Source organism: Neorhizobium sp. 2083, from assembly GCF_031455615.1.
GTDB lineage: Bacteria > Pseudomonadota > Alphaproteobacteria > Rhizobiales > Rhizobiaceae > Neorhizobium.
Genome location: NZ_JAVDTC010000007.1, coordinates 69,347 through 81,637, shown reverse-complemented (window position 1 = coordinate 81,637; position 12,291 = coordinate 69,347). Strand labels below are relative to the sequence as shown.

At 62.7% G+C, this 12,291-nt stretch carries 11 protein-coding genes; 1 reads left to right on the top strand and 10 read right to left on the bottom strand.

All coding sequences use genetic code 11. From position 1 onward, the window contains the following. Position 1 precedes the first annotated feature (1 nt). The 6 genes from J2X76_RS24330 to cyoA all read right to left on the bottom strand — a co-directional run bounded on the left by J2X76_RS24330 (position 2) and on the right by cyoA (position 5,645). Positions 2-457, bottom strand: a complete 456-nt coding sequence (locus J2X76_RS24330) for a hypothetical protein (protein ID WP_310219986.1) — start codon at positions 455-457, stop codon at positions 2-4. A 139-nt stretch (positions 458-596) separates the two neighbouring features. Next, positions 597-1,346, bottom strand: a complete 750-nt coding sequence (locus tag J2X76_RS24325; protein ID WP_310219984.1) for an SURF1 family protein — start codon at positions 1,344-1,346, stop codon at positions 597-599. Between the two features lie 37 nt (positions 1,347-1,383). Continuing rightward, complete coding sequence (cyoD, locus tag J2X76_RS24320) at positions 1,384-1,791, bottom strand: cytochrome o ubiquinol oxidase subunit IV (RefSeq protein WP_310219982.1); 408 nt, start codon at positions 1,789-1,791, stop codon at positions 1,384-1,386. After that, positions 1,788-2,420 (bottom strand): cytochrome o ubiquinol oxidase subunit III, encoded by a 633-nt coding sequence (cyoC, locus tag J2X76_RS24315; RefSeq protein WP_113128296.1) that lies wholly within the window; start codon positions 2,418-2,420, stop codon positions 1,788-1,790. Before cyoC ends, cyoD begins: the two co-directional genes overlap by 4 nt. A 4-nt stretch (positions 2,421-2,424) precedes the next feature. Next, entirely contained in the window at positions 2,425-4,428 is a 2,004-nt protein-coding gene (cyoB, locus tag J2X76_RS24310) for a cytochrome o ubiquinol oxidase subunit I (RefSeq protein WP_310219980.1), read from the bottom strand. A gap of 14 nt (positions 4,429-4,442) precedes the next feature. Beyond that, positions 4,443-5,645, bottom strand: coding sequence for a ubiquinol oxidase subunit II (cyoA, locus tag J2X76_RS24305; RefSeq protein ID WP_310219978.1), 1,203 nt, complete (start codon positions 5,643-5,645; stop codon positions 4,443-4,445). Between the two features lie 331 nt (positions 5,646-5,976). On the opposite strand from cyoA, the gene J2X76_RS24300 reads away from it, so the two are divergent. Next, positions 5,977-7,335 carry an MFS transporter gene (locus J2X76_RS24300; protein WP_310219976.1) on the top strand — a complete coding sequence of 453 codons (1,359 nt, stop codon included), beginning with the start codon at positions 5,977-5,979 and terminating at the stop codon, positions 7,333-7,335. Positions 7,336-7,496: 161 nt separating this feature from the next. Here the strand turns inward: J2X76_RS24300 and J2X76_RS24295 are convergent, their stop codons facing one another. The 4 genes from J2X76_RS24295 to J2X76_RS24280 all read right to left on the bottom strand — a co-directional run bounded on the left by J2X76_RS24295 (position 7,497) and on the right by J2X76_RS24280 (position 12,194). Continuing rightward, positions 7,497-8,639, bottom strand: a complete 1,143-nt coding sequence (locus J2X76_RS24295) for a Xaa-Pro peptidase family protein (RefSeq protein WP_310219974.1) — start codon at positions 8,637-8,639, stop codon at positions 7,497-7,499. A 95-nt stretch (positions 8,640-8,734) separates the two neighbouring features. Then, entirely contained in the window at positions 8,735-9,985 is a 1,251-nt protein-coding gene (locus tag J2X76_RS24290; RefSeq protein ID WP_310219973.1) for an FAD-dependent oxidoreductase, read from the bottom strand. A gap of 39 nt (positions 9,986-10,024) precedes the next feature. After that, positions 10,025-10,711, bottom strand: coding sequence for a GntR family transcriptional regulator (locus tag J2X76_RS24285; protein WP_310219972.1), 687 nt, complete (start codon positions 10,709-10,711; stop codon positions 10,025-10,027). A 187-nt stretch (positions 10,712-10,898) separates the two neighbouring features. Continuing rightward, a complete protein-coding gene (locus tag J2X76_RS24280; protein WP_310219971.1) occupies positions 10,899-12,194 on the bottom strand; it encodes an FAD-dependent oxidoreductase in 1,296 nt (431 codons plus the stop codon). Positions 12,195-12,291: the final 97 nt, after the last annotated feature.

Below are 12,291 nucleotides of genomic sequence, written 5' to 3'. Positions count from 1 at the left end.
TTCAGGTCGGCACGAAGGCCGAGGCGATCGCCAGCACGAATCCCAGGATCGTGGCGCAGACGGAGACGGCCTCGCGCGTCTTCTCGGAGCTGACGCTCCATCCCTCACCGGTGAGATAACGTGCGATGAGGACCAGCGAAAGCAGGCCGACGCAGCCGAGGAAAGGGAAGAAATAAATCCCATACTCCATGTTGGAGATCTTCTTGGTCAGCACTTCGGTGATGCCAACCAGGGTCGAGAGGGATAGCAGCAGGCTGCCGATGATCAGGTATTCCGCGTATTTCGACCTGACCGCCGAATAAAGCGACAGGATGGTGAACAGGAACCCGACCAGCACGATCGCGATGTAATTACCGCTGACATGCCCCGTCGCCGAGATCGACATGAACACCGATGTCAGGACGAACAGCGTTGTCGTGAAGATGATCTTGTATTTCGAATTGAAAAACTGTCTCATGATATTGATCCGCTTTTAGCCGGCCCGCCTGCGGCGCTGGCGAATACCGTTCCCGAAGTATGAGAAATTCGGCGCGGGATGAACAGATTGCACGCCCGCTATCCAGCGGAAATCCCCGCCCGAGTTTCAGGATCCGGTTTCAGGCGAGCCGCCGGCGCTGGATAGCATAGGCCGCCGCGGCACTCATCGCCGCCAGCAGGTACCAGGTGGCGGCATAAACGAGGTGGCTGTTGCGGAAGCGGATCACCGTCAGTCCGCCGACCGGCAGGCCGCCGGGGATCGGCGTCGCGTCGGCATCGATGAAATAGGGTGCCGCCTTTCCGATGCCCTTCGTTGCCGCAATGGCCGCGACGTCGCGCGAATACCAGCGGCCGTCGGCGGGATCGTTGGAGCGCAGGAAGGCGCCGCCCGGCTCGCTCATCCGGAGAAGGCCGGTGATCCTGACGGGACCTTCGATCTCTCCATCCGCGCGGGCTGCCGGATCGCGGCGGGCCGCCGGCACGAAGCCGCGATTGATCAGGATCGTGGTTCCATCCGCCTGCTCCAGCGGCGTCAGGATCCAGAAGCCGGGTCCGAGATCGGTCACGGCCTGGACCGGCGTTTCCGCGTAGTGGCGAAAGGTGCCGGTCGCGATGACGCGACGGTATTCGTCGTTTTCGGCGTTGATGCCGGACCAGGCTGCCGGTGACGGAGCCGGCACCGGGGTGGCGGTGACCCTGGCATCGACGCGGGCGATCAGGTCGAGTTTCCAGAAGAGCCGCTGCACCTGCCAGGTGCCCAGCCCGAGGAAGATTAGCGTCAGGAACAGCATCGCACCCGCGAAGACGAGCTGGGAGCGGGTCGGCCCCGCATCCACCGTTTCTCCGATCAAGGGATGGTCGAGAGACAACGCGTTTATCCTTCTGAGGCTCATCCCTTTCGGGGCGTCACGGCATGTTCTTCATCATCTCCGGCGACATCGTCATCATGTTGGTGTTGAGATGATGCATGACCCAGAGGGAACCGGCAAGCGTGATGCCGACCAGCACCAGGGTGAAGAGCAGTGCCATCATCGTCCAGCCGCCTTCGGAGCGGGGGTTCATGTGCAGGAAGTAGACCATGTGCACGACGATCTGCACGACGGCGAGCCCCATGATCATGAAGGCGGTGAGAAGCTTGCTGTCGAAGACGCCGCCCATGACGAGCCAGAAGGGAATAGCCGTCAGGATCACCGACAGGGCAAAACCGATCAGATAGCCTTTCAGTGTGCCGTGGCCGGCCTGATGGCCATTGCTGTGGCCATGATGGGCCTCAGCGGCATCTTCGTGCAATGGGGCTTGGCCGTGCGCGCTCATCCGAGGACTCCCATGAGATAGACGAAGGAAAAGACGCCGATCCAGACGACGTCGAGGAAGTGCCAGAACATCGACAGGCACATGAGGCGGCGCTTGTTTGCCTCGATCAAGCCCCGTCTGCCGACCTGCACCATCAGCGTGATCAGCCAGATGATGCCGAAGGTCACATGCAGCCCGTGGGTGCCGACCAGCGTGAAGAAGGAGGAAAGGAAAGCCGAGCGGGTCGGCCCGGCACCCTCGTGAATCAGGTGGTTGAACTCGTAGAGTTCCAGCCCGAGGAAGATCACGCCGAAGATGCCCGTCACGCCGAGCCAGAACAGCGTCTCGGCCTTGGCGCCCCGCTCCATCTGCAGCATGGCGAAGCCGTAGGTGATCGACGAGAAGAGCAGCATTGCGGTGTTGATCGCGACGATCGGCAGGTCGAACAGGTCTGCGGGCGAGGGGCCTGCCGCATAATTGCGGCCGAGCACGCCGTGGGTGGCGAAGAGCACGGCAAAGATCAGGCAGTCGCTCATCAGATAGAGCCAGAAGCCCAGCATGGTGCTGCCTTCCGGATGGTGCTCTTCCGTGACGTAGAATTGCAGCTTGCCGTTTTCCGGGCCGTCGGTTTGCGCTTGCGTCTGGCTCATGATCTCAGGTCCGGTCCGCGAGCAGCTTTGAGCGCGCGTCCTCTGTTGCGGTCACGGTTTCGGCGGGAATATGGAAATCCCGGTTATAGTTGAACGTATGGCCGATCGCCGTGGCGATCATCGCAATGAAGGAGACCGCCGCCAGCCACCAGATGTACCAGATCATGGCGAAGGCGAAGACGATGCTGATACCCGCCAGGATGATGCCTGTGCCGGTGTTCCTCGGCATGTGGATCGGCTTGAAGCCGCCGAGCGGACGCTCGTATCCGCGGCTCTTCATGTCGTACCAGCTGTCGTGATCATGCACGACGGGCGTGAAGGCGAAGTTGTAGTCCGGCGGCGGCGAGGAGGTCGACCATTCCAGCGTGCGCCCATCCCACGGATCCCCGGAAGTCTCGCGCAGCTGGTCGCGGCGCAGGAACGAGACGACGAGCTGGATGATGAATGCTCCGATGCCGCAGGCAATGATCGCGGCACCGATGGCGGCGATGACGAACCATATCTGCAGGGAAGGATCCTCGAACTGGCTGACGCGGCGGGTGACACCCATCAGGCCGAGCACGTAGAGCGGCATGAAGGCGACGAAGAAGCCGATCTGCCAGCACCAGAAGCTGATGAGGCCCCAGAACTTGTCGAGCTTGTAGCCGAAGGCCTTCGGCCACCAGTACACGAGGCCTGCCATGAGCCCGAACAGCACGCCGCCGATGATGACGTTGTGGAAGTGGGCGATCAGGAAGAGCGAGTTGTGCAGCACGAAGTCGGCCGGCGGGATGGCCAGCATGACGCCGGTCATGCCGCCGATGACGAAGGTCACCATGAAGCCGATCGTCCAGTACATCGGCAGTTCGTAGCGGATGCGGCCGCGATACATGGTGAAGAGCCAGTTGAACATCTTGGCGCCGGTGGGGATCGAGATGATCATCGTCGTGATGCCGAAGAAGGCGTTCACGCTCGCGCCCGCGCCCATCGTGAAGAAGTGATGCAGCCAAACGAGATAGGAGAGGATCATGATCACGCAGGTGGCGTAGACCATCGAGGCGTAACCGAAGAGGCGCTTGCCGCTGAAGGTGGCAACGACTTCGGAAAAGATGCCGAAGGCCGGCAGCACGAGGATGTAGACTTCCGGATGACCCCAGATCCAGATGAGGTTGATGTACATCATCGGGTTGCCGCCGAGATCGTTCGTGAAGAAGTTCATGCCGACATAGCGGTCGAGCGAGAGCAGCGCGAGCGTGGCGGTGAGGATCGGGAAGGTGGCGACGATCAGCACGTTGGTGCAGAGCGAGGTCCAGGTGAAGACCGGCATCTTCATGAAGGTCATGCCGGGGGCGCGCATCTTCACGATCGTGGCGATCAGGTTGATGCCGGATAGCGTCGTGCCGACGCCCGCCACCTGCAGGCCCCAGATATAATAGTCCACCCCGACGCCCGGACTGTAATCGGCCCCCGAAAGCGGCGGATAGGCCAGCCAGCCGGTGCGCGCGAACTCGCCGACGAACAGCGACATCATGATGATGACGGCGCCGGCCGTCGTCATCCAGAAGGAGAAGTTGTTGAGGAAGGGGAAGGAAACGTCGCGTGCGCCGATCTGCAGCGGCACCACGTAGTTCATGAAACCGGTGACGAAGGGCATTGCCACGAAGAAGATCATGATCACGCCGTGGGCGGTGAAGATCTGGTCGTAGTGATGCGGGTTGAGGTAGCCCTCGTTTCCGTTGAAGGCGATCGCCTGCTGGATGCGCATCATGATCGCATCGGCAAAACCGCGCAGCAGCATGATGATGGCGAGCACGATATACATGATGCCGATCTTCTTGTGATCGACGCTCGTGAACCACTCGGTCCACAGATAGCCCCAGAGCTTGTACTTGGTGATCAGCGCCAGGACGGCGAGGCCGCCGATCGCGACCGCTATGAAGGTCACGACCAGGATGGGCTCGTGATAGGGAATGGCTTCAAGGGAAAGCCGCCCGAACAGGAATTGCGTAATCGAAGTGTTGCCGAACATGGGTTTCTACTCGTTCAGGGCTTTGTCGGGGTCTGGCCGGGAGTGAGGGCCGGGGGATCGTTGTTGAGCTGTGAGGGCGCGGCGCCCCCCTGTTGGCCCGGCTCATGCATGTGCTGGTTCGTCGTCTGCGGCTGCGAGCCCGTTCGGTCATTGATGCCTTCGGCCGGCTCGTCGGTGCGGGAGGGGTTACCGGTTGCGGGGAAAGTTGCTGCCGGTGCGGCCGATGCTCCGTGGCCACCTTCACCGGCATGGCGGTTGTCGTGCTCCAGCCTGGCGCGGTTCCCCTGGCTTTCGGTCCCGGCACCGCCCGCCATGTCGATATGCATCATCTCGTCCATGCACATCTTGCCGGGCGTCGCGCACATGTTGAGGACCGCGCGATAGAGTCCGTCCTCGACGGATGCGTAATAACGCACCGGCTCCTTGGCGCTCGGCTTTTCGAGCTTCAGATAGGCGTCGCGGTTGAGCGCCGTGCCGTTCTGCTTCACGCGGGCCACCCACTGGTCGAAACCGGCCTGATCGACGCCGTGGAACTTGAAGCGCATGTGTGAAAAGCCGTCGCCGCTGTAGTTCGAGGAGAGGCCTTCGTATTCGCCGGGCTTGTTGATGACGGCGTGCAGCTTCGTTTCCATGCCGGGCATGGCGTAGATCATCCCGGCCAGGGCCGGTACGTAGAAGGAGTTCATGACCGACGAGGCGGTGATCTTGAAATTGATCGGCACGTCGACAGGGGCCGCCATCTCGTTGACGGTGGCGATGCCGTAATCCGGATAGAAGAACAGCCATTTCCAGTCGAGCGCCACCACTTCGACGTTGATCGGCTTCACTTCCGCCGACACTGCGCGCCGCGCGTCGATCCGGTCGAGCGGCCGGTAGGGGTCCAGCTTATGGGTGCTGATCCAGGTCACGGCGCCGAGCGCAATGATGATGGCGAGCGGCGCCGACCAGATGATGACTTCGAGTCGGGTCGAATGGTGCCATTCGGGATCGTAGGGCGCATTGGTGTTCGAGCCGCGATAGCGCCAGGCAAAGAACAGCGTGAGGAAGATCACCGGCACGATGATGATCAGCATCAGCACCGTGGAGACGATGATCAGATCGGCTTGCTGCCTTGCGATGTCGCCGGAAGGCGACATGACGACCAGATTGCACCCGGAAAGCCCCATAAGAGCAAGGAGAGCGAACAACCGTGCGACGATTTTCAACTGAGGGGTCATCTCGGGCTCGAATTTGCGTTTTGTCTAGTTGGAAGTAATCGCGTTCCGGCGTCGGCTGAAATAGGGCCGTTCGTCGCAGTGCAGCAAGATGTCGCAGTGCAGCAAAAGACCGCATGGCCTTCAACATCGTTTTGCTGCACGACCTGCACACTCGGCTCCACATCCGCCAACCGGGAAATCTAGGACAACCTGTCCGGCTGACCAGAGGGCGTGGATGAGAAGACGGTATTGGCCGTCGCAAATGTCAGGTTTTTTTAGCCTTGTTCCTTGATCTCGGCAGCATGTTGATCAACATTTCGGGGACAAGGCGAACTTTCGCCAGGAGGAATTCATGACCACGGTCGTCAATCCCGCGTCAGCAGGTCCCACATCGTCCGGCCTCGAAAGGGATGCCCGCCGCATTCATGACGACAAGCCGATCTCGCCGGGCAGCATTGCGCTCGGTGTGATCATCGGTCGCATGTCTGAGTTCTTCGATTTCTTCGTCTATGGGCTGGGCTCCGTCCTGGTGTTCCCCAAGCTTATCTTCCCGTTTGCGCCGAGCCCAGTCGCCGCGACCCTCATGTCGTTCGCGATCTTCCCGCTCGCCTTCATGGCGCGACCGGTCGGATCGTTCGTCTTCATGTGGATCGACCGCAACTACGGGCGCGGCACGAAGCTGACGATCGCGCTCTTCCTGCTCGGGGGATCCACGGCTTCGATCGCCTTCCTGCCAGGTTATGACACGATCGGTTATTGGGCCGTGGCATTGCTGGCGCTGTTCCGCATGGGACAGGGCTTCGCGCTCGGGGGAGCCTGGGATGGCCTCGCGTCGCTCCTGAACCTCAACGCGCCGTCCAATCGGCGCGGCTGGTACGCGATGATCCCGCAGCTCGGCGCGCCGATCGGCTTTGCGCTGGCGAGCATCCTGTTCGGTTATTTCGTCGCCAACCTCTCGGAAGCGGATTTCATTTCCTGGGGATGGCGCTATCCGTTCTTCGTGGCATTTGCGATCAATGTCGTGGCGCTGTTCGCGCGCCTGCGCATCGTCGCCAGCAAGGAGTTCGGCTCGGCACTCGAGGCCAACGAACTGCAGGCCCGGCCGATCTTCGAAATGCTGAGCAAGCACGCGCATGATGTGGTGCTCGGCGCGTTCGTGCCGCTGGCAAGCTTCGCGATGTTCCACTTGGTGACGATATTCCCGCTGAGCTGGGTCACCCTTTACGGCGGCCAGTCGGCAGCGGAATTCCTGTTCGTGCAGGTGATCGGCGCCGCCGTCGGCATCGTCGGCATCATCCTGTCGGGCCTGATCGCCGACCGTATCGGCCGCCGCAGCCAGCTGATGATCGGCGCCATTATCATCGCGATCTTCTCGTTCTCTGCACCTTTCCTGCTCAATGCCGGCGGCAAGGGCCAGGACGCCTTCATCATCATCGGCTTCGGGATACTCGGCCTCTCCTTCGGCCAGGCCTCCGGGGCGGTCTCGTCCCGTTTCGGGCAGTATTACCGCTATACCGGTGCGGCGCTCACCTCCGATCTTGCCTGGCTGATCGGCGCCGGTTTTGCACCGCTGGTGGCGCTCGGCCTCGCCAGCAGTTTCGGCATCATCTTCATCGGCGGTTACCTGATTTCCGGCGCGATCTGCACCATCGCCGCACTCAGCCTTAGCCGGGTCCTGGACCAGAGCGGCGAGCCGGGCGGATCGCGGTAAGCGGAAGACTTTCCCGGCTTGGCGACGGCATAACGCTGCCTTATCCACCTGCCTTATCCTCTATCCGTTTAACGGAGAGAAGATGGAGGGGCAAAGCGTCCTCAAGCCGCCGTCTTGTCCAGCAAAGGTTGGGTCCCGGCGGCCAGGGTTCCGCCGAAATCTCATGCGAAGGGTTCTGCCGGCCCCTTCGCCGGGTGAGTGAACCATTGCGGCCCGGTCTCTGTCATGTGGATATGGTCTTCGAGCCGGATGCCGAAGCGATCCGGGAAAACGATCATCGGTTCGTTGGAGAAACACATACCCGGTTCGAGCACGGTGGCATTGCCGCGCACCAGATAGGGTTCCTCGTGGATGTCGAGGCCGAGCCCATGGCCGGCGCGATGCGGCAGGCCGGGCAGGACGTAGTCCGGCCCCAGCCCATGCCTTGCCAGAACCCTGCGGGCTGCGTCGTCGAGGCTGCCGCAGGTTGTGCCAAGGCGGGCGGCCTCGAAGACTGCCTGTTGCGCCTCGCGCTCGATCGCCCAGGCGACGGCGAATTCCTGCGTCGGCTCCTCCAGCATATAGGTGCGGGTGAGATCCGAATGATAACCGTCGAGCCGGCACCCGGTGTCGACCAGCACCACGTCACCGGGGGCATAGGTCTGGTCGCCGTCGGCCCCGTGCGGAAGCGAGGTCGCGGTCCCGAACGAGACGATGCAGAAGCTCGAACCACCTTCGGCGCCGAGCGCGCGATGCTGTTCGTCGATATGGCGCACCACGTCGGAGGACAGCACGCCCGGCTTGATGAAGGCATGCGCGCGGCGATGCACTTCCAGCGTCAGGTTCATCGCATATTGAATGAGGTCGATCTCTGCCTTCGACTTGCGGAGCCTCAGATCGCGGATCAGCCGTCCGCCATCGACAAGCCGGTCGGTGCCGAAGACGGCGGCGAGCTGGTGGTAGACGAATAGCGGCAGGGCGTCGTCGAGCGCAAGTTTGACATTAGCGGGCAGTAGCGAGGCGACGAGGGCGGCACCTGCCTCATCCTCCTGCCAGACGACGATTTCGCCCGGCAGATGCGGCAGGCTCTCGACGCGGCTCTGTTCGAACCCCGGTACGATGTAGGTCACGGATTTCGGCGTCACCAACGCGCCGAGCAGGCGTTCGCTCTGGTGCCAGACAAGGCCGGTGAAATAGCGCAGGCTTTCGCTGGCGCCGAGAAGAGCGCCGCCCAATCCCGTTTCGTCCAGCGATGCCTGCAGCCGCGAAAGGCGCTGCCGGCGCTCGTCATCGGTGATCTTGGAGACGGGGTGAGACCAGGCCATGTCCGGTTCCTTTCGGCTTCACAAGGATTATATCCTGTTTGTATTTCGTAGATATTCGGCATGTTCTGCCGATCGACGTTTCGCTGTCGGTTGCCTCAGCGGAAACGGCTGATGCTGTAGGGTTGGATATCGACAGCAGGCGTCCGCCGCGCGGCGATATCGGCAACCAGCCGGCCGGTTGCGGCCGACTGGGTGAGGCCGAGATGTCCGTGGCCGAAGGCGTAGATGACCGCCGGCGTGGCGCCTGACGGGCTGATCACCGGCAGGCAGTCCGGCATTGACGGACGAAATCCCATCCATTGCCGGCCGCCATCGGTCTTCAGATCCGGCAGGAAGCTTTTCGCCTTTTTCAGCATCGCTTCCGAGCGCCGGTAATTCGGAGCCAGGTTCAGCCCTCCGAGTTCGACGGCGCCGCCGACGCGGATACCGGAGGAGAGCGGCGTGACGACAAAGCCGTGATCGTTGAAATAGAGCTGGCGATGCAGCGGAAAGGCGCCCTGCGGCAACGTCGTGTTGTAGCCGCGCTCGGTTTCCAGCGGCGCGTGGTCGCCAAGGCCAGTCACGATCTTTTTCGACCAGGCGCCGCCAGCCAGCACCACGGTCTTCGCCTCGAAGACAGCGCCGTCGTCCAGCACGACACGGGCGCCGTCGGCCGTCGGCTCGATACGGGTGGCTTCCCCGATCCTGAGCGAGGCGCCGCGCGACATGGCGTTGCTGAACAGGGCCTGGGTGAATTCCAGAGGATCGGAGACCTGCAGGCCCGACGGCGTGAAGACGCCGTGTTGGAACTGCGGTGCAAGACCCGGTTGCAGAGCCTCGATCTCGCTGCGACCGACTTTCTGGAACTCGAAACCGGCCTTGCGTTTCGCCAGCCAGTCGTTGCCTGCGGCATTGAGGCTCGCCTCGCTGTCGTAGAGGTCGAGCGTGCCGGTCTGCTTCACCATCGCCCGCAGGCCGGCGCGCTCGACGGTACGCAGCATTTCGCTGCGCGCCATCGGCATCATCCTGGCATGCACACCGACGGTGCGTTCATAGGCCGGCCGGGCGCTGGCACGCCAGAGGCGCCACAGCCAAGGCACCATGTTGAGCGCGTAGGAAGGCGGCAGGCTCAGCGGTCCCAGCGGATCGAGCAGCCATTTCGGCGCCTTCCGCATCATGCCGGGGGCGGCGATCGGTATGATCTCAGGAAAGGCGAGAATGCCGGCATTGCCGCTGCTCGCACCCCTGGCCACCTCGCCGCGTTCGATCATCAGCACCGAACGGCCGTCCTCCAGCAGGTAATGCGCCGACATCGCGCCAATTATGCCCGAGCCGATAACCACGGCGTCGATCGAAGGGGAGTTCATGATTTCTGGTCCTGTGAAACGAATGCGGAAGGTTGCGGCTCAGCTCGCGGCAAGGTCGATGGGATGGCCGAGATCGCGGGCGAGATAGTCCTGGATCTGCCGGACGATCTGGTCCGCATGCTTGATGGCGAGCTTGTCGGAGCGCTCGACGTCGCGCGCTTCGATCGCGGCGATCATCTCCTCATGCTCGTCGACATATTGGCGCGGCAAGCGGTCGTCGAACGTGCGGTAATAGAGACGCAGGATGCGCCTCCCCTCGTCGAGCAGTCGGGCAAAGAATGTGGTGTAATAGGCGTTGCCGGCAAGTTCGGCGATCGCCACGTGGAATTCCCGGTTCGCCTCGATCATCGCAAAGGCATCCTGGGCGGCGACGGCGGCGGCGAACTCCGCCTGGCGCTTGCGGATCTCGCCCATCGCCTGCGGCGCCCCGCGCATGGCGGCTCCGCGGGTGGTGACCCTATACATCAGCGTCAGCGCGTCGAAATAGGTGGGGAGCGAGGCGAAATCGATCGTCGCCACGATGGTGTTGCGGTTCGGCAGCGTGGCGACGAGGCCATCCGCCGAAAGCCGCAGCAGGGCCTCACGGATCGGGGTGCGCGACATGCCGAAACGCTCGGATAGCCGCACCTCGTCGAGAGGGCTGCCCGGTGCCAGGGTCATGGCGAGGATTTCCCCGCGCAGAACCGTATAGACGCTCTGCGTTCCGGAGCCGCGTGCGCGGGGCATATCGGTTTCTGCCGGTTCATTCTTCGCCATCGTCGACCTGTCTCGCGAGCCAATGCGGCCGAATAATTGCACACATATTGTCGACAGGAAATAGCCATTGTCATGGCTTGGATGGATTCGAAGCGATTAAACGGGGAGTGCCTGAAGGTGCGGCTTGTCCGTTGCGTCCTTCGGGCCGATAGAGGCGTCATTCGCCCCCGATCTTCGACCGGCTGTTCGCCAATGCGCCGATGACCCGTCCTGCCGCCAGCCTGCCCGCCACGATCGCGCCTTCGACATAGCCCGGATAGGAGGGGGACAATTCCGACGATGCGAAATGAATGGGCGGGATGCCTTCGTTGATAATGTCCTCCGCATAGCGCGCATCGAGATCGATCACGACATCGCTATAGGCGCCGCCGCTCCAGGGATCGTTGACCCAATCGCGCACATGGATATCGCGCGGATTACCGCCTTCGGGCCCGAAGGCTTCGGTTAGTTGCTCGCGGATGAAGGCGGTGAGTTCCTCGCGCGGCCGCTCGTGCCATTGCTGCGCCTCCGGGCCGCCGACGAAGATGATCAGGCCGGCATAGTCGCCACGGCTGGCATCGCAGGCATAGAGGCCTTGGGGCTCATGCCACATGACGGCGCCCGAAAGTCCCCGCTCGCGCCAGAACGGCTTGTCGTAGCTCACCTGCAGCTTGATCGAAAGCCCGGGCGCCCAGGCAGAAAGCGCCTTCTGCAACTGCCCGGGAAGAGCGGGTGAAAACGGAAGCCGGCGGATCATTACCGGCGGCAGTGCCAGGATGAGGCGTTTCGCCGGGAGGCGCTCATCACCGACGATGACGGTGGCGCCGGTTTCGGAATGTTCGATGCTCGTCACCGCCGTGCCGAGGCGCAGGCGGCCGCCAAGCCTGGCCGCGAGCTGGTCGGCCAGTGCGTGCAGCGTGTCGGGAAGGAACATTTCCATTTCCGAATAGGTATTGGTAATGCGCCGGTCGTTCGAGGCGAGCCAGGTAAAGGCGATTTCTTCGGGCGCGCGGCACCAGAGCCCCTTGATCAGCCGCAGGAAGCTTTTCCTGATGTCGGCCGGCACGTCGTCCTGTCGGGCGACCCAGTCGGCGACCGTCAGTTTCGCGAGATCGGGGTCGTCCGGAGCGGTGGCGATCATCCGGTCGCGCAACGCATCCACCCCCTGCCAGCGCGCGAAACCCTGCTGTGGCGGGACGGCCGGCCGGTAGATCATCTCGCCGTCGTAATGGGTCATGACCGGCGTCTTGCCGTTCCTGGCGATCAGCGCCATCAGCTCGGCCATGTCGCGGCAGAAGAACTGCCCGCCGGTATCGACGCGGGTACCGTCCGACAGCGTCTCGGATTCGACCTTGCCGCCGACCCGATCGCGCGCCTCGAGCAGCAGCACGTCGAGCCCTGCGTCGACAAGTTCCAGCGCGGCGCTGAGGCCCGTAAACCCTGCGCCGACGACGATGACATCCCGCTCCGGCATTCCGCTCTCCGACTGTCTTCCTGCCTTCTGCCATTACCGCAAGCGCTTCGGGACGTCTACGAGGCTGAGAATGACCGATCGGATTCAGCGCCGCCCC